15 protein-coding genes are annotated in these 17,259 nt (G+C 56.8%); 11 read left to right on the top strand and 4 right to left on the bottom strand.

Annotated features, from left to right (window positions below):
* Nucleotides 1–17: 17 nt before the first annotated feature.
* Nucleotides 18–191: a hypothetical protein gene (locus ABGT66_RS09945; protein ID WP_346690437.1), complete on the bottom strand. Its 174-nt coding sequence runs from the start codon at nucleotides 189–191 to the stop codon at nucleotides 18–20.
* A 40-nt stretch (nucleotides 192–231) separates the two neighbouring features.
* Nucleotides 232–471, bottom strand: coding sequence for a type II toxin-antitoxin system RelE/ParE family toxin (locus ABGT66_RS09940; RefSeq protein ID WP_346690436.1), 240 nt, complete (start codon nucleotides 469–471; stop codon nucleotides 232–234).
* Nucleotides 472–979: 508 nt separating this feature from the next.
* Here ABGT66_RS09940 and ABGT66_RS09935 point away from each other — a divergent pair.
* On the top strand, nucleotides 980–2,524 hold the full coding sequence (locus ABGT66_RS09935; RefSeq protein WP_346690435.1) for an S-layer homology domain-containing protein: 1,545 nt from the start codon (nucleotides 980–982) through the stop codon (nucleotides 2,522–2,524).
* Nucleotides 2,525–2,805: 281 nt separating this feature from the next.
* Nucleotides 2,806–3,480 (top strand): hypothetical protein, encoded by a 675-nt coding sequence (locus ABGT66_RS09930; protein WP_346690434.1) that lies wholly within the window; start codon nucleotides 2,806–2,808, stop codon nucleotides 3,478–3,480.
* Between the two features lie 79 nt (nucleotides 3,481–3,559).
* Here the strand turns inward: ABGT66_RS09930 and thrS are convergent, their stop codons facing one another.
* Entirely contained in the window at nucleotides 3,560–5,449 is a 1,890-nt protein-coding gene (thrS, locus tag ABGT66_RS09925; protein ID WP_346690433.1) for a threonine--tRNA ligase, read from the bottom strand.
* Nucleotides 5,450–6,010: 561 nt separating this feature from the next.
* On the opposite strand from thrS, the gene ABGT66_RS09920 reads away from it, so the two are divergent.
* The 9 genes from ABGT66_RS09920 (at nucleotide 6,011) to ABGT66_RS09880 (ending at nucleotide 16,650) form a co-directional block, all read left to right on the top strand.
* Nucleotides 6,011–7,351, top strand: coding sequence for an S-layer homology domain-containing protein (locus ABGT66_RS09920; RefSeq protein ID WP_346690432.1), 1,341 nt, complete (start codon nucleotides 6,011–6,013; stop codon nucleotides 7,349–7,351).
* 132 nt (nucleotides 7,352–7,483) lie between these two features.
* Nucleotides 7,484–8,248 (top strand): hypothetical protein, encoded by a 765-nt coding sequence (locus ABGT66_RS09915; protein WP_346690431.1) that lies wholly within the window; start codon nucleotides 7,484–7,486, stop codon nucleotides 8,246–8,248.
* 902 nt (nucleotides 8,249–9,150) lie between these two features.
* Complete coding sequence (locus ABGT66_RS09910; protein WP_294194029.1) at nucleotides 9,151–9,354, top strand: OadG family protein; 204 nt, start codon at nucleotides 9,151–9,153, stop codon at nucleotides 9,352–9,354.
* Nucleotides 9,355–9,356: 2 nt separating this feature from the next.
* Entirely contained in the window at nucleotides 9,357–10,481 is a 1,125-nt protein-coding gene (locus tag ABGT66_RS09905; protein WP_346690430.1) for a sodium ion-translocating decarboxylase subunit beta, read from the top strand.
* A 158-nt stretch (nucleotides 10,482–10,639) separates the two neighbouring features.
* Entirely contained in the window at nucleotides 10,640–11,551 is a 912-nt protein-coding gene (locus ABGT66_RS09900; protein WP_346690429.1) for a LysR family transcriptional regulator, read from the top strand.
* On the top strand, nucleotides 11,548–12,207 hold the full coding sequence (deoC, locus tag ABGT66_RS09895; protein WP_346690428.1) for a deoxyribose-phosphate aldolase: 660 nt from the start codon (nucleotides 11,548–11,550) through the stop codon (nucleotides 12,205–12,207). The genes ABGT66_RS09900 and deoC overlap by 4 nt, the downstream gene beginning before the upstream one ends.
* A gap of 475 nt (nucleotides 12,208–12,682) precedes the next feature.
* Nucleotides 12,683–14,728 carry a TRAP transporter permease gene (locus tag ABGT66_RS09890; RefSeq protein ID WP_346690466.1) on the top strand — a complete coding sequence of 682 codons (2,046 nt, stop codon included), beginning with the start codon at nucleotides 12,683–12,685 and terminating at the stop codon, nucleotides 14,726–14,728.
* Between the two features lie 79 nt (nucleotides 14,729–14,807).
* Nucleotides 14,808–15,764: a TAXI family TRAP transporter solute-binding subunit gene (locus ABGT66_RS09885; protein WP_346690427.1), complete on the top strand. Its 957-nt coding sequence runs from the start codon at nucleotides 14,808–14,810 to the stop codon at nucleotides 15,762–15,764.
* A 70-nt stretch (nucleotides 15,765–15,834) separates the two neighbouring features.
* Complete coding sequence (locus tag ABGT66_RS09880) at nucleotides 15,835–16,650, top strand: hypothetical protein (protein WP_346690426.1); 816 nt, start codon at nucleotides 15,835–15,837, stop codon at nucleotides 16,648–16,650.
* On the opposite strand, the gene ABGT66_RS09875 is transcribed toward ABGT66_RS09880, so the two are convergent.
* Nucleotides 16,647–17,180 carry a DUF1850 domain-containing protein gene (locus ABGT66_RS09875; protein WP_346690425.1) on the bottom strand — a complete coding sequence of 178 codons (534 nt, stop codon included), beginning with the start codon at nucleotides 17,178–17,180 and terminating at the stop codon, nucleotides 16,647–16,649. The genes ABGT66_RS09880 and ABGT66_RS09875 overlap by 4 nt on opposite strands.
* Nucleotides 17,181–17,259: the final 79 nt, after the last annotated feature.

Below are 17,259 nucleotides of genomic sequence, written 5' to 3'. Positions count from 1 at the left end.
AGAACCCGCTCCTTCAGCTATATTGCGTCCAAATCTATGCAGTCTCCGCTCTCGATTTGCCGTATTCCTTCCTCGATATCACGCACCTCATCTGCCGTCACCTTCACGAAATCAGGGTCCCAAGCCAAAACCATCCGTCGAATGAACTCGCGCGCAAGCTCCTGCTCGCTCTCCGGCAAAAGCTCGACCATCTCGCAAATCTCTTGTGTCGTAGCGGTCATCCTAAACACCTCACTTATATATATCCCCACGGGAGCCGATATCGTAAACATACACCGTCTCCGCGTCCATATATTTGAAAATAACCCTAAAGCCGTCGACCCGTAATCTGAACAATCCGCTGAACTGCCCCTGCAGCGGCTTAATATCCCCCTTAGGGATTTCATGAATTGCTGACTTTATCCTATCTTTTACAGATTGAACCTGCGCCCCTAAAAACTTTGCGGCACGCTTTGACAACTTAGCCTGCATACAAAAGCCTCCGCTTTTTGCTAAATTATACCATCTTCGTCCGCGTCAGCACCCGTTTCCACAACGAACGGCATACAACAAAAATAATCTATCAGTTATCTTTTATAGTCATAAACTCTCGTAAAACTTACAAAATTGTGTAAATTTCATGAAACATAGGACTACAGGCCCATGCGATGAAAAAAAATATATTGTAAAATCCATAACGAACAGACAGAACCATCGTCTGACCGGCGAAAGCCGGAACGCATCTTGACAATTTGGACTCCCGAAAAATGCTTAGACTTCCGCGACGACCCTGGACGGCAAGAAAGAGAGGTGAAAACCAACCCCCAGCCAATAAAGGAGAGCGGGAATTTAAGACGGAAAGACAAGCCGAAGAGCGCCGGGCGAAACAGCGTGAAGGAAACATTGGATACTTACGCGAAATAAGCGCGGCCCCCGAGGCGGAAAATTTCCGTGATATAAAAAAACTCACAAACACAACCAAGGGGGTTGTACATTAACTATGAAAAAGTTTATGGCAGTATTGGCAATGGTAGCCGTCGTGGCTTTCGCCGCCCCGGCACTTGCAGCGACAAACCCGTTCATGGATGTCCCGCAGGGACACTGGTCGTATGATGCGGTAGGCCTCCTCGCCTCCCGTGGTATCGTTTCCGGCTATCCGGATGGTGCATTCAAGGGTGCGCAGCCCGCGACCCGTTACGAGATGGCGTCCGTCGTGGCGCGCGCGCTCGTAACCGTCGACGCTGAAAAGGCCAGCAAGCAGGACCTTGAGCTCCTCAAGAAGCTCGTTATGGAATTCAAGGATGAACTCGACGCCCTCGGCGTGAAGGTCGACAGCCTCGACAAGAGAGTCGCGGTTCTCGAAGATGGCATCGGCGGATGGAAAGTCCGCGGAACCTTCTGGTTCGACGCTAACTTCGCCGGTGGAGATCAGGCGACCAGCTCCTACACTGGCGGCAACGACAACGAGTTCAATAAGCAGCGCTTCCGTCTCTATCTGACCAAGCAGCTTAGCGAGACGACGAGCTTCTATGCGGAACTTCGTGCTGGTGAAAATGAAGGACATGGTCGTGGTATGGGCGATATGAATTGGGCTCGTATTCGTGATATGTATGTTGATACCGTCCTTCCGTGGGAGATCGGTTTCCGCGCCGGACGTTTCATGGTTGACTTCGAGGCTGATCATGGCCTTTATGTCGACAATGACGCCATCTTCGGTGACTACCGTGTAGACGGTTTCCAGTTCACGAAGGCATGGAACACTGTTTCTGTTAAAGCTCTTGTAGGCCGCAATGCTGGATTCTACAATGAAGTCCTTGCAGGAGACACTAGCGGCTTCGCCGACGATTTCATGAACTACGCCGTCGACCTCACTTGGCAGCCTAATGAAAACTTCTTTGTGGGCATTAACGGCAACTGGATGATGGAAGACAGCAATGACTCCATCTATGCCAACACCGATGTCTCGACGTACAGTGTCTATGCTTCTTACAACTTTACGCCGGCTATTGCCCTTCAGGGAACTTATTACTTCCAGGATATCGATGATGTAAACGCTGCTGCCAATATGATTGCTGCTAATCAGTATGGTAATGCCACCGAGGACAGCCCGCAGGCTTGGAGAGCTACCCTCGATCTTGGTCAGGATCTCCTTAAGTTCACTGGACTCCGCTTCGAGTATCAGGAGCAAGACAACACGTTCGTTGGTGTCCGCGATCCTTACAGCTTTGGCGTAGACAACGGCGAGCAGGCCTCTATCTCCCAGAATATGCCTTGGAACGATGGTACTACGAAGTTCTTCTTCGTCTACGCTGCTCAGCAGTGGAATGACAAGTGGAGTAGCTATCTCCGCTATGGACATGCTGATTTTGATACTGACAATATCGACGACTCCGACAACTATGGTATTGGCGTGACCTATCAGTATACCCCGGCAATAGCGTTCCGCCTCGCTTACGACTATGTTGACTACGGTGACAACAACCCGAATGGCTTCTATAGCGGCGAGGATCATGTATTCCAGTTCCGTACGGTTGTTAACTTCTAAGAAAAAACATTTCAATAAACAAAAGCAGAGGCCTTCGGGCCTCTGTTTTTGTTAAAGTGAATTTTATTCAGTCATTATACTCATTAATCAATCGCTAGAGGATACGAAATTCATTGAAAAATGAAAGGTTTTATTACAGCGTTGAAAACGCAATAAAAATAGAAAAATTTGACTTTGGAGGTACAACGTTGAAAAAGAAATTTCTCTTTTGCATACTCGTGGGCTTGTCTGCGATTATGCTATTTTCTGTCGCTGTTCATGCAGATTCATTTGATAGGATATTGGATAGATGGTCCAAGACACGCACATACGTCGACAGGGAGGACGACATAAGCAATCTGGAAATCCGCGTGACCTATTACTCGGCCGAGTTCATAGAAGCCTACATACAGAAGGAGGCCGCCGCAAACCTCTGGACGCAGCAGGAAGCGGACGACTATAAGTATAAATTCCTGAAGGCGCTGCGGCTCGACGAAATGATTCCGGTGCAGATATATTTCAACAATAACGGTCCAACGATGCATCTAGGCCCGTTCGATATAATGGTGTCGCTTAGGATTAAAAACAAGAGCTACAAGCCGGTCGACTACGACAAACGCTTCAACTTTGCCTTTCAGGGCAAAAAAGAGGGACTTGTATTCTTTCCAAGGTATGACGAGAAGACGGGCAAGGATTTGCTCGAAGGAGCAAAGACAGTAACTCTTGAGATGCGCGGTACGATTTCGCCGTCGCTGACCAACGGCAACGTGACGCGCTTCCAGTGGGACGTGGCGAACGACAATCCGTCGAAGCTCTACCAGGGAACGACGGCGGCAAAAATAGAAACAGACCGCCTGATCAAGCGGCTTGAAAATCTGCGTAAGGACAAAGAAGCTGAAGACGCCAGACTGAAGGCCATCGAAGACGAAATCAACACTATACAGCAGCGGCTTGACGAACTCGCTAATGTTCAATAGCAGAGCGGTAAATCTTATACGCAATAAAAAAGCCTCGGAAATAATTCCGAGGCTTTTTTATTGCGTGCAAATGTGTTTTTTACAGCGGATTAAACTCCGTCTTAGTCTGCGCGAGGAATTCCTCGAAGGTCATCGTGCCCATGTCGCCTTTGGAGCGCTCGCGGACGGCGAGCGTGCCGTTCTCGGCCTCTTTCGCGCCGATTACGAGCATGTAGGGGACTTTCTGGAGCTGCGCGTCGCGGATTTTTTTGCCGAGCTTTTCATCGCGCGCGTCTATCTCGACGCGGATGCCCGCTTCGCGGAGCTTCGCGGCGGCCTTGTCGGCGCACTCGACGTAGTCCTGCGCGACTGGGAGGATGCGCGCCTGCACGGGGGCGAGCCAGAAGGGGAAGGCTCCCGCGTAGTTCTCTATCAGTATCCCCATGAAGCGCTCTAGGCTGCCGAGGACCGTGCGGTGCAGCATGACGGGGCGGTGCTCCGCGCCGTCCTTGCCGATGTAGGTCATGTCGAACTTCTCCGGCATCTGGAAGTCGAGCTGTATCGTTCCGCACTGCCAGGTGCGCCCGATGCAGTCTTCGAGGTGGAAGTCTATCTTCGGGCCGTAGAACGCGCCGTCGCCGGGGTTGAGCTTGTATTCCGTGCCGGTCTCTTCGAGCGCCTCTTTGAGGCATCTTTCGGCGAGGTCCCAGAGCTCGGGATCGCCCATCGAATCCTCGGGACGCGTCGAAAGCTCGACGTGGTACTTGAAGCCGAAGACGTCCTGATAGAAGTAGCGGTCGATGTCCATTATCGCCTTAATTTCGTCCTTTATCTGCTCCGGCGTGCAGAAGATGTGCGCGTCGTCCTGAGTGAAGGCGCGCACGCGCATGAGGCCGTGGAGCGCGCCCGAGCGCTCGTGACGGTGGACGAAGCCGAGCTCGCCGACGCGCATCGGCAGCTCGCGGTAGCTGTGGATGTCGCTCTTGTACACGAGGATGCCGCCGGGGCAGTTCATCGGCTTAATCGCGAACGGCTCGCCGTCTATCTCGGTGAAGTACATGTTCTCCTTGTAGTGGTCCCAGTGGCCGGAACGCAGCCAGAGCGCGCGGTCGAGAATCATCGGCGTCTTTATCTCGACGTAGCCGCGCTTCGTGTGCTCCTTGCGCCAGAAGGCCTGGAGCGTGTTGAGGATGACCATGCCCTTCGGGTGGAAGAAGGGGAAGCCGGGGCCTTCGGGATGGATGCTGAAAAGGTCCAGCTCCTTGCCGAGCTTGCGGTGGTCGCGCGCCTTCGCCTCTTCGAGGCGCTTGAGGTAAGCCTTGAGCTCGTCCTCGCTGCCGAAGGCGGTGCCGTAGACGCGCGTCAGCATCTCGTTGTTCTCGTCGCCGTGCCAGTACGCGCCCGCAAGCGAGAGAAGCTTGAAGAACTTGCAGCAGCCGGTGTGCGGGACGTGCGGGCCGCGGCAGAAGTCGGTGAAGTCGCCCTCGGTGTAGGTCGAGAGCGTCTCGCCCTCTATGCCTTCGATGAGCTCGACCTTGAGGTCCTCGCCCATCGCCGCGAACTTCTTGACCGCCTCGTCCTTCGACAGCTCGCCGCGCACGAGCGGAATTTTCTCCTGCGATATGCGGCGCATCTCGGCCTCAATCTTCGGCAGGTCGTCGTCGGAAATCGGTTGCGGGAAGCGGATGTCGTAGTAGAATCCGTCCTTTATCGCGGGGCCGATGCCGAACTTGGCCTCGGGCCAGAGGCGCAGAACGGCGTGGGCGAGAAGATGCGCCGTTGAGTGGCGCAGAAGCTCCAGTCCCTGTTCGCAGTCAGGGAAGAGCGGCGCAAACTCCGTGTCCTCCGTGAAAACCTTGTCGCAGTCGACGACCTCGCCGCCGACCGTCATGCCTATCGCCTTTTTAAGATGCCACTGCTCGAGCAGCTCGCGCACCGTCGCGCGCTCCGCCTCGTAGTGCTTGCCTTCCGGCGTTGTGAAATGTGCCATTGATATTCCTCCTCCTGATAATTGAAAAGCCGCCCCTGAAAGCTCAGAGGCGGCTTGAATTTCCGCGGTTCCACTCCGATTCGGCCTCGCGTGCGAAGCCCTCTCGCGCGCTGTGAGGGGCGCTCCCCGGCGTCTTATCCGCATCGGCGGCTTCGACGCCCGCTCCAGGGTGGTCTTCAAGGCTCGTCCGCGAGAAATCTTCCAGCTCCGCATGCGCGGGATTCCCTCTCTGTCGCGGTGCGCGGCCCCTACTCTCCCCATCGTCGCGCAATATTCGTAACCTTTGATTTTATACAGCCGCCGCGAGCTTTTGTCAAGGCGGGAAGCGAGTTTACGGCTGCGTTTGCGGCACGCCGTGAAACGCAGCTTCTGCGGGCGTCATAATCGTGTAACGCCTGTATAACGGCACGCGAAAAATATACTTTTTTAGACGATGTTGCGTGTTTTTACGATACTTACAGTAAATATAGAATAAATCTATATGTTATTATCGAGGGATAAATATATACTGAAATAAGTAAAATCGCATTCAAGGGTGCGCAGCCCGCGACCCGTTACGAGATGGCGTCCGTAGTGGCGCGCGCGCTCGTGACCGTCGACGCTGAAAAGGCCAGCAAGCAGGACCTCGAGCTCCTCAAGAAGCTCGTCATGGAGTTCAAGGATGAGCTCGATGCCCTCGGCGTGAAGGTCGACAGCCTCGACAAGAGAGTCGCGGTGCTTGAAGACGGTCTCGGCGGATGGAAAGTCCGCGGAACCTTCTGGTTCGACGCCAACTTTGCCGGTGGAGACGACCAGCCTGGCGGAAATTCCTACACTGGAAGCGATATGGACACGGAATTCAACAAGCAGCGTTTCCGTCTGTTCCTTACAAAGCAGATAGACGAGAACTCCCTCTTCTATGCCGAGCTCCGCGCTGGTGAAAATGAGAACGACGGATGGGGCCGCGGCGATATGTACAACGCGAGAATCCGTGATATGTACCTCCAGACGAAGCTTCCGTGGGAAATCGGCCTCCGCGTCGGACGCCTCCTCAACGACTGGGAAGCTGACCGCGGCTTCTATGACGAGACCGACGCTCTCTTCACGGATTTCCGCTATGACGGTTTCGAGTTCACTAAGGCATGGGGCGGACTCAAGGCTACCGCTTTTGTAGGACGCAACACTTCTAGGGAGACGAATTTCAGTACGGCCGATATGGACCCGATAAATCTCGTTAACGGTTCCTATATGTCCTACGGTCTCAACCTTGACTGGCAGGCCAGCGAGAAGTTCTTTGTCGGTGCTTCTGCGTTCTTCTTCGACGATGACGAGACGAGTCTTGCCGGAAGCTACGGCTTCAACACCTACGGAGCTTATCTCGGCTACGACTTCACCGACGCGATCGGCCTTAAAGGAATCTACTACTGGCAGGATATCGACGGCGACCTCGCTAATGCGCTTGGCGGCACTGGCGCTGAAGACAGCCCCGCAGCTTGGAAGGCAGTTCTCACTATCGACCAGGATCTCCTGAAGTTCACCGGCCTCCGTGTCGAATACTTGGAGCAGGATAACATGTTCATAGGCGCCAGAGATTACTACGGCCTCGGTACCGACACCGGTGAGTATGCTCATGTCCTCCAGAACATGGAGTGGGATAACGAGACCACGAAGATGTGGTTTGTCCGCGCCGACCAGCAGTGGAACGAGAAGTGGAGCAGCTACATCCGCTACGTCCACGCTGACTATGATACGAACGGACTCGATGACGCAGACAACTGGGGAGTCGCTGTGAAATACCAGTACACCCCGGCCATCGCTTTCCGTCTCGCCTATGACTACATCGACTTCGGTTCCGGCAACGGTAAAGGCAACTACAACGGAGACGACCACGTCATCCAGTTCCGTACAACGATCAGCTTCTAGTTTCATACTACTAGTAAAAAAATAAAACAGAGGGCTGCGGCTCTCTGTTTTATTTTTATCAGGTAGTTGAAGTTCTATAATTCGGCTTTATTTGGATCAGTCTTTTTATACTGCGAAAATGGAGGTAGCGATTTGAGTAGAAAATTTGGGCCTTTAGCGGCGCTTGCGCTGCTGCTTTGCATCTTGACGATGGGTCCGGCGTCTGCGGACAGTTTCGACCAGGTTCTTAAAAGATGGACAAAAGACCGCCTATATAAAGGCGAGGACGATATAACAACGCTTAACATAGAGGTAACGTATTATTCGGCTGAGTTTATAGAGGCGTATATCAATAAAGAAGCGGAAACGAATTTGTGGACGCAGCAAGAAACGGAAGATTTCAAGTATAAATTCTTGCAGACCTTACGCATGGAAGATATGATCCCCATACATATAGCGTTTGTCAATAATGCCGAAACCATGTATCTAGGGCCGTTTGATATCATGGTAAAGCTCATCATCGGCAATAAAAGTTATAAACCCGCAGACTACGACAAGCGGTTTAACTTTAAGTTCCAAGGGAAAAAAGACGGGCTTGTATTTTTCAATCGCTATGACCCCAAAACAGGGGCAGATCTATTATCCGGCGTTAAAAACGTTACATTGGAGTTAGGCGGAGCGATAAGTCCGGCAATGACGAGGGGACAGGCGACAAGGTTCATGTGGAATGTATCGAAAGACGACCCAAGCAAGCTTTATGCGGGAAGAACCGCCGCGCGCCTTGAAACCGACCGACTGCTCAAGCGCCTCGAAAACCTTCGCAAAGACCGCTCCGAAGAAGAAGCCAAGCTCAAAGCCATCGACGACGAAATCAACACAATACAGACCAGACTCGACGAGCTCGCGAGCATTCAGTAACACATAACAGCGCGGCGCAAGGCCGCAACAATATCAAACGCTCAAGCCCCCGGCAGCATATGCCGGGGGCTTGCTGCATGTTGGTGGGCTTTGTTTCGCTGCCGCTCTTTGCCGTGAAATTTTTGTAAAGCGGCGTGCGTGTTCGTCATGGGTATTTCTGCTGAAAATCGAATGGTTTGTATCCAGATACAATAAAAAATAGAATTTTGTGATAATTCGCCGCGGCTATTTCAAAATTCTATATTTGCAGATAATTCTTGAATCGTTACTGCGGCTGGTGAACACGGCAGAATCAGCGTTGCGGCTGCGTTTTTGTGCTTTTCTGCGGCGAGGTCCGGCGCGGCGGTGGTTTTGCCGCCGTCGTTATTGTGTGCGGAAGCGGCGGAGGCGCTGCGCGCGTTCGGGCGGATATGCGACGTGGGGGTAAAATGCGCGCCGACCTGCGCTGTGAGCGGGTTTTCCGCGCTTTGTCCGAGTCCGGGCCGAGCGGGGGATAAATCGGCGCGGTGCATATTATAGGTAAAATTACGGTGTTTAATTATAGAGGAAAGATGTATTTAATGCGTGGAGTATTTAGTTTTCTTTGAGGGAGGCTCCGAGATGCGCGATTTACGGCGATTGATTTGTCCGGCTTTGTCCGACGCGGTTTCCGCGAGACCGTCCGCCGCCGCGTCCGCGCGCTTCGGGCGTCTTGCCGGAGGAGCTTCTTCAAAGCTTTTCTATGTTCGTTTCCTTTTATTTATCTCTGTGCTTTCGAGCTCCGCGGCGGGGCTGTGCCGCGCGGCGGGTTTTGAAACCGTGCTGGAGGGGGAGTGATCTTCACCGGAGGCTTGCGTGTCGTCTTTTTTGCGGTGTAGGCGCCGCGCCGGAGCGCGGCTGGGGGACGGGCCTCGGCGGCCCGGATGGGAAACTTGGAACAGGAGGCAGAAACAATGCCAGGCGTCGCTTCTTTGAGCGCCTATTTTTCCGGTACGTCCGGAGCGCTTGTGATGTCTTTCATCGCGATGAGCATAGTCTTCCTCGTCATTATCGGACTGATGATGGTTATGCTCGGAACGAACAGACTTGTCGGATCTTTTGATAAGAAATCTTCGGAGGCTAAATAATCATGGAACTTTATATGACCGCTTTGAAGGGAGTTCTGGATCAGTCGGGGCTCGTCGCTCTTACGGGCGGAAACCTGCTGATGCTTCTCATTTCCTTTATTCTTCTGTATCTCGCCATTGCGAAGGACTTTGAGCCGCTTCTTCTTATGCCGATCGCTTTCGGCTGCCTCATCGTCAACCTTCCGCTGTCCGGCATTATCGACGAGGGCGGATTCCTTTATTACGTCATGTTCGGTATCCGTCACGAGATTTACCCGATCATCATATTCATGGGCATCGGCGCGCTGACCGACTTCGGCCCGCTGCTTGCGAACCCCGTGACGTTCCTGCTCGGCGCCGCGGCGCAGCTCGGCGTTTTCGTCGCGGTCATCGGCGCTATGTTCATGGGCTTCACGATTCAGGAAGCGGCCGGTATCGGCATCATCGGCGGCGCTGACGGCCCGACGGCCATCTACCTCTGCGCGAAGCTGGCTCCCGCCATTCTTCCCGCGGTCGCGGTCGCCGCTTACAGCTACATGTCGCTCGTCCCGCTCATTCAGCCCCCGGTCATCAAGCTTCTTACGACGAAGAAGGACCGCGGCATCAAGATGGAGCAGCTTCGCCCCGTCTCGCGCACCGAGCGCATCCTCTTCCCGATAATCTCGACGATCGCCTGCGGCCTCGTCCTTCCCGCGGCCGTTCCCCTTATCGGTATGCTGATGTTCGGCAACCTGCTCCGCGAGTGCGGCTGCACGGACCGTCTCTCGCAGGCCGCGCAGAACGAAGTCCTCAACGCGACGACGATATTCCTCGGAATCTCCGTCGGCGGTACGATGAACGCGGACACGTTCCTCACGGTCGCCACGATTAAGATCATCTTCCTCGGCCTCGTCGCCTTCATATTCAGCACGGCGGGCGGCGTCATCTTTGGCCAGGTCATGAAGGTCATGTCCGGCGGCAAAATCAACCCGGTCATCGGCGCTGCTGGCGTCTCCGCCGTTCCTATGGCGGCGCGCGTCTGCCAGAAGGTCGTCCAGAAAGAGTTCCCCGGTTCCTACGTGCTTATGCACGCCATGGGCCCGAACGTCGCCGGAGTTATCGGTACCGCGGTCGCGGCGGGCGCTATGCTCACGCTGCTCGGCCAGTAATACAGCCGGCTGACGGAAACAGCATTTAAACGCTGAGAGCGGGTGCCGCCTCGGCTCCGGCGCAGAGCTGCGCCTCTGCCGCGCGGGACCCGCTTTTATTATGCGCCGCGCACGATGCGCAAAGGCGCGGACGAAGAATTACACGAAGGATGTGACCGTTGTTGCATGAAAAAGGGATAGAGACCTTTCTCGCCGTCGCCATGTCGCGGACTCTCGGAAAAGCCGCGGAGCTGCTGAGCGTCACGCAGTCCACGATAAGCTACAACCTCAACGAGCTCGAGAACGACATGGGCATGATTCTGGTCGACCGGCAGAAGGGTATGAAATCCATCAAGCTTACTCCGGCGGGGGAGAGCTTTCTGCCTCTCGCGCTCAAATGGCAGGAGGTCAGCCGCGAGATAGCGAACGCGCGCACGCCCGGCTCGGCCTACGCGCTTGCGGTCGGCGGCTCAGAGAGCGTCAACTGCCGCCTTTTGCCGCCCGTCTACATCGCGCTGCTCGAACACGAGCCGCCCGTCTATCTGCGAATCGTCACCGACCCGTCCGACATGATGTACCAGGCCGTCGAGAGCCGCGCGCTTGACGCGGCGATAGTCATCCACGAGGAGAGCGCGCGCTCGGTAGAGGCTGAGCCAGTCTACCGCGAGAACTTCGTCGTCGCGCGGATACCGCTGGAGGACGAAGAGCCGGCCGAATACGTAAAGCCGTCGGAGCTCGAGGACGGAATGGAATTCTACATCGAGTGGAGCGGCGGTTTCCGCCTGTGGCACGACCATATATGGGAGCCGATGAAGACTCTGAAAGTCAATGTGGACTCCGTGAAGCTCGCGACGCTGCTGATGCGCCGCCCGGGGCAGTGGTGCATGATTCCGGAGTCGGCGCGCGCGCAGTTCGCGCTGGAGCAGCCTCGCGTAGTGTTCAGCCGCCTTCACGAAACGCCGCCCGACATCGTATACTATAAGCTCACGCACAAGCACCCGAAGACAAGCTCCGTCGAAGCGCTCGCGATTTTCGACGAGGTGCTGAAGAGGCGGATAACCGAGCTTGGAGGAAAGGCGGCTGTAAAATGAATCTGGCCCGATACATCGACCACACTAATCTGAATCCCGCCGCGACGGCGGACGATATAAGAAAGCTCTGCGCGGAGGCGCGCGAATACGGCTTCGCGTCTGTGTGCGTAAATTCGTCGCGCGTCCCGCTCGCGGCTTCGCTGCTCGACGGCAGCACCGTCGCCGTCTGCTGCGTCGTGGGCTTCCCGCTCGGCGCTATGAGCCCGGAGGCGAAGGCCTTCGAAGCGCGCACGGCCGCCGCCGGCGGCGCGTCGGAGATAGATATGGTCATAAACGTCGGGCTGCTTAAGGACGGCGATGCAAAGGCCGTCGAGGACGACATACGCGCCGTCGTCGAGGCCGTGCCTGAGGCCGTCGTGAAGGTTATCATAGAGACCTGCCTGCTGACCCGAGAGGAGAAAATCGCCGCCTGCCGTATAGCCGAGGCCGCTGGCGCGAAATTCGTAAAAACCTCCACGGGCTTCTCGACGGGCGGCGCGACGGCCGAGGACGTGCGTCTTATGAGAGACTCCGTGAGCGCCGCGGTGAAGGTCAAGGCTTCCGGCGGCATCCGCGACGCGGCGGCGGCGCGCGCAATGATAGAAGCCGGCGCGGAACGGCTGGGAACTTCGAGGTCCATAGCCATCTGCCGCGAAGCTGCGGAAAAAGAGATATAAACCGCGCGGCGCGCAAGGTTTGCGAAACGCGGAAAATTTTGAAAAGCGGCGGAGGCTTCCGCCGCTTTTTTCGTGTTCGGATACGGCGCACGGATTTTCCGCGGCGCTCCGCGTCCGCAGCGCGCGGCTTCGCCGTCCGACGGCGCATTGAGGCGCGCTGCGCTTTCCGCTTCATACATGCGAAGGATAAGCGCATTTACGGATATAAAATCAAGCCGATGACTGTTGTTTATTATGAAAATTTATGCTGACAATCGTTTGAATCGAGTATATAATCTTGCTATAGATTCAGAGCATTATACGTAAATTTGCCGACGGCAGTGAATATAGCGAAGCAGTGCAGTTCATTTATATTCAGAAAAATGCTCTAAGGTCTTGTTTATCACGCTAAATAAAAAGGAGGGCAAAGCATCAGGTGAGTCAGTAACGCTACACAAGCTCTGCAAAAGGAGGAATAGTCGTGAGTGACACTGAAATGAAAAACGCAGGACAAATTCAAGAGGCCGACGAACAGACCAAGCTCAACCTCGAAGAGCTTATGCGCAAGTACGACACGGAATCGCGCTTTAGGATTCTGTCGGGCTGGCAGGGAAAGCTGGTCGCCCTCATTGCTGTGGCGATGTCCTGCTTCCACTTCTACACTTCGGGGTTCGGCCTTCTGCTCGCGCAGAAACAGGGAGCCGTCCATCTCGCCTTCACGCTGGCGCTCGTCTTCCTGCTTTACCCCGCATCGTCCAAACAGTCCAAAACAAGCGGCATACCGTTCTATGACTTCATTCTCGGCGCGATAGGCGTCGCGAGCGCGCTGTACCTCGTTGTATTCTTCAACGAACTCGTCACGAGGGCTGGGCTCCCGACGCAGACGGACCTGATTATGGGCTTCCTGCTCATTGCGACGCTGCTGGAGGCGACGCGGCGAATATCGAACCCCGTCCTTCCCTGCCTCGCAATCATCGCGCTGCTTTACTGCTACTTCGGGCGCTCGATGCCGGACATGCTGGCGCACCGCGGCTTCAACGTCGCGCGAATAGTCAACCACATGTATCTCGGCACGGAGGGCATCTTCGGCACTCCGCTCGAGGTTTCCTCGACGTTCGTGTTCATGTTCATACTTTTCGGCGCGGTTCTTGAAAAGACCGGCCTCGGAAAGTTCATCATTGACCTGTCGCTCGCCCTCGCCGGATGGTCCACGGGCGGCCCGGCGAAGGTTGCGGTCGTCAGCTCCGGCCTTATGGGCACGGTCTCCGGCTCGTCTGTCGCGAACGTCTGTACGACGGGTATGTTCACGATACCTCTTATGAAGAGCGTCGGCTATGAGCCGTATTTCGCGGGCGCGGTCGAAGCGGTCGCCTCGACGGGCGGTCAGATAATGCCCCCGGTCATGGGAGCCGCGGCCTTCATCATGGCGCAGATACTCGGCGTCCCCTACATCGAGGTCGCCATCGCGGCGGTCGTCCCGGCGCTGCTCTATTACTTCGCGGTCATGGTGCAGGTACACTTCGAGGCCTGCCGCCTCGGACTGCGCGGCATTCCGTGGAAGCAGCTTCCGCCGCTCGGCCCGCTGCTCAAGACCAAGGGCTTCCTGCTTATCCCTCTCGTCGCGATAATCTACTTCCTGCTCGCGGGTTACACGCCGCTCAAGGCGGCCTTCAACGGCATACTCGTCAGCTTCGTGCTTTCGTGGCTCAATAAGGAAACGCGCCTCACGCCGGCGAAGCTCTACGACGCATTCCAGAGCGGAGCCCGCAGCGCGATAGGCGTCGCCTGCGCATGCGCCACGGTCGGCATGGTCGTCGGCATGGGCACGCTGACGGGGCTCGCGCTCAAGATAGCCGGAGCCATAGTCGCGATGGCGGAGGTCTCGCCGGACGGCTCGCTCGCGGCCCTCGGCGCGTCGCTCTTCTCGCTCGCGCCGGGCGCGGAAGTCACGGCCGAAACGGCGGCTCTGGCGCTGACGAAGATATTCACGCTCTTCTTCACGATGATAGCGAGCCTCATCCTCGGAATGGGACTCCCGACGACGGCGAACTTCATCGTCACTAGTACGATGGCGGCCCCGGCGCTCTTCCTGCTCGGCGTTCCGCCGATGGCGGCCTACATGTTCGTCTTCTACTTCGGAATCGCGGCGGACCTGACGCCTCCGGTCGCGCTCGCGGCGTACGCGGGGGCGGGCATCGCGGGCTCCGACCCGATGAAGACGGGCGTCACCTCGTTCAAGCTGGCGCTCGCGGGCTTCCTCGTCCCGTACATCTACGTCTACAACCCGATGCTGCTCTTCATCGACGTCGAGCCGTTCTACATGGCGCAGGCGATATGCACGGCGCTGATAGGCGTCTTCCTGCTCGCGATGTTCACGATAGGCTACTTCAAGGCGCACCTCGCATGGTACATGCGCGCTCTGGCTTTCGTCGGAGCCATCTGCCTGCTGATACCGGGCACGATGTCCGACCTCTTCGGCCTCGCGGTCCTCGGCGTCATCTACGTCATGCAGACTGCGAAGGCGAAACGGCTCGCGGCTTAACTGGCCGCGCGGAAAAGGCGATAAGCGGGCTTTCGTCCATAAAGCCCGCATTGCAAAAAATTTAAGGGAGGAATTGAAGATGAAGAAAGGTATTATCGTAACTTTCATGGCGCTTTTGGCGGCCTTTGCGGTCACCACGGTAGCGGCTGCGGCCCCGACCTACATGTCGGTAGCCACGGGCGGAACCTCCGGAACTTACTACGTCGTCGGCGGCGCTATAGCGTCGGCCATTACGAAGGGCGGAAAAATACAGTGCACGGCTGAGACCGGAAACGCCTCCGTCGCGAACCTCAACCTCGTCGCGACCGAAGGCATCGAAATAGCGTTCGTCCAGAACGACATCGCATACTGGGCCTACAACGGCGAACTGATGTTCCAGGGCAAGCCGGCGAAGAACATCCGCGCCGTCGCGTCGCTCTATCCGGAGCACATCCAGGCCGTCGTCACGAAGGAATCAGGCATCAAGTCGATAGCCGACCTTAAGGGCAAGCGCGTCGGCATCGGAGCTCCGGGCTCAGGCGTCGAGGGCGACGTCCAGGCCATCTTCAAGGTTGCGGGGCTGACCTACGACGACCTCGCGAAGGCCGACTTCCTCGACTTCGCGGCGACCACGAGCCGCTTTAAGGACAACCAGATCGACGCCGGATTTGTTGTCGCCGGTTATCCGACCGCCTCGATAATGGACCTCACGACGACGAAGGACGTCACCCTGCTCAGCTTCGATGACGAGATGCTCGCGACGCTGCAGAAGGAATATCCGTTCTTCGTTCCGAGCACCGTTCCCGCGAACACCTACAGCGGCATAACGACCGAGACGAAGACCCCGGCCGTCATGGCCATCCTCATCACGAACGACTCCGTCCCCGAGGAGCAGATTTATGAATTCCTGACCGCCATGTACGGCAACCTCGCCGACATCGCAGCCGTCCACGCGAAGGGTAAGGAAATCACGCTCGAGGGCGCTCTCAACGGACTTACATGCCCGCTGCACCCCGGCGCGGAGAAGTTCTTCAAGGAGAAGGGCATACTCAAGTAAGGAAACGCGAATCAACGGAAGGGCCGTCGCAAGGCGGCCCTTTTTTTGAAGCTTCGCGCCGCCGCAGATTTTGGAAATTCTTCTGACGCTCGTCTCCGCGGCTTCGTTCGCCGCGTTTATATTGTGCTTCGCGCTTGTCTTCCCGCGCCCGGTGGGGGAGCGGTGCGCGGAGGCTTCGCTGCTGTTTTGCTGCGCGCCGCGCGGTTTTGCGCGCCTTTCGGCGCTCTGCGCGCTCGCGGCCTTTTACTTCGTCCCTGTGGGTTCTCTGCCGCCGTTCATAGATTTTGAATTCGGCGGATTCGCAGCGGCGGCGCTGCTTATTGCGTCCGCGCTGCTTGATATGCCGCGCGGCGCGGCGCGTTTCGGCTCTGCCGCGGCGGCGCTCTCTTTTCCCGCGGCCTTCTGCTTCGCGTGGGCTTTGCTCGCGCTCTTTGTCTCCCGCGCCGGAGTGCCGGGCGCGCTCGGCTCTCTCGGAACGTACTCCGTCATGCCGCTCTGGCGCGCCGCCGGTGTTTGGGGGCGCGCCGGCATGGTTTGCCTGTTTGTCCTGCTTTTATGTCTCTTGCCCAACGCTTCGCGCGCCAACGTCGGCTCGCGCGTTTCTTCCGAAAATCTCGCAGCGGCTCTGCGCGCTTCGCTCTGCGCCGCGCTCGTCACGGCGCTCCTTCTGCCGTGGAATCTCTCGGAATTTATCGCCGCCGGCGGATTTTATGCGTTTTTCCTGGATTTTATATTTTTCTGGATAAAGGCGTCCGCCGTCGGATGCGCTGCGACGTTTGCGCCGCGCGCGGCGGTTCTGCTCGTGCGGCGGCGAGCGCCGCTGCTTTACGCCGCGCTGATAATCTGCGGCGCGTTCTGCATTTTCACCGAAGCAAGGATTTTTTAGCGGCCTTCGAGCAGCTCAAGGCCGACGGGCGAAATCGACGCGAGCGGCTTTTTTTCGGCGGAGACTGCGAGCCGGACGCCGGGAATTATTTGGTACAGCTCGGCGCGCCCGTATGGCGGCAGCTCTATCCAGTTGCGTCCGAATTTTTCGTTTCCGACGCGCAGGTAGAAGCGTTCGGCGGGACGCCTGCCGCCCTGGAAGATGAGCCACTCGCCGGTGTTGATGTACCGTCCGTGCTCCGGCGCGATGCTCGGCATTCCGGCGTTCGAGGATTTCACGCGCTCCTGCCAGTTCCACAGCGCGCCGCCGGCGACGGCGTATTCGTCCTCGACCGGCGTCAGCTCTACGGAGTGCGTGTAGCCGGTCGTGAAACGGTATCCGTTCGCCGCGGGCAGAACGAAGACGGCGCGCCCGGCCTTGTCGTCGGCCAGCGTCAGCGCGCCGACGCGCCAGCCTGCGACGGCCGCGGCGGATAACGCCAGCATTGCGGCGCAGAACGCGGCCGCTCGGAATTTTCCCGATATCTTCATCGAACGCGCCTCCTTTCCGTTACCTTAGCACGCGGCGATAAAATTTACAATTCGCGAAATTCAAATCCTGCGCGCTTTG

The sequence above is a fragment of the uncultured Cloacibacillus sp. genome (assembly GCF_963926575.1).
Lineage (GTDB): Bacteria > Synergistota > Synergistia > Synergistales > Synergistaceae > Caccocola > Caccocola faecigallinarum.
The sequence above is the reverse complement of the archived record's forward strand: the minus strand, read 5'-3'. Positions and strand labels throughout refer to the sequence as shown.

Bases quoted from the DNA above. Each gene is read 5' to 3' on its own strand.
- ABGT66_RS09945 (WP_346690437.1), bottom strand. From the start codon at position 191: ATGGTCGAGCTTTTGCCGGAGAGCGAGCAGGAGCTTGCGCGCGAGTTC.
- ABGT66_RS09940 (WP_346690436.1), bottom strand. From the start codon at position 471: ATGCAGGCTAAGTTGTCAAAGCGTGCCGCAAAGTTTTTAGGGGCGCAG.
- ABGT66_RS09935 (WP_346690435.1), top strand. From the start codon at position 980: ATGAAAAAGTTTATGGCAGTATTGGCAATGGTAGCCGTCGTGGCTTTC.
- thrS (WP_346690433.1), bottom strand. From the start codon at position 5,449: ATGGCACATTTCACAACGCCGGAAGGCAAGCACTACGAGGCGGAGCGC.
- ABGT66_RS09920 (WP_346690432.1), top strand. From the start codon at position 6,011: ATGGCGTCCGTAGTGGCGCGCGCGCTCGTGACCGTCGACGCTGAAAAG.
- ABGT66_RS09910 (WP_294194029.1), top strand. From the start codon at position 9,151: ATGGGAAACTTGGAACAGGAGGCAGAAACAATGCCAGGCGTCGCTTCT.
- ABGT66_RS09905 (WP_346690430.1), top strand. From the start codon at position 9,357: ATGGAACTTTATATGACCGCTTTGAAGGGAGTTCTGGATCAGTCGGGG.
- deoC (WP_346690428.1), top strand. From the start codon at position 11,548: ATGAATCTGGCCCGATACATCGACCACACTAATCTGAATCCCGCCGCG.
- ABGT66_RS09890 (WP_346690466.1), top strand. From the start codon at position 12,683: ATGAAAAACGCAGGACAAATTCAAGAGGCCGACGAACAGACCAAGCTC.
- ABGT66_RS09885 (WP_346690427.1), top strand. From the start codon at position 14,808: ATGAAGAAAGGTATTATCGTAACTTTCATGGCGCTTTTGGCGGCCTTT.
- ABGT66_RS09875 (WP_346690425.1), bottom strand. From the start codon at position 17,180: ATGAAGATATCGGGAAAATTCCGAGCGGCCGCGTTCTGCGCCGCAATG.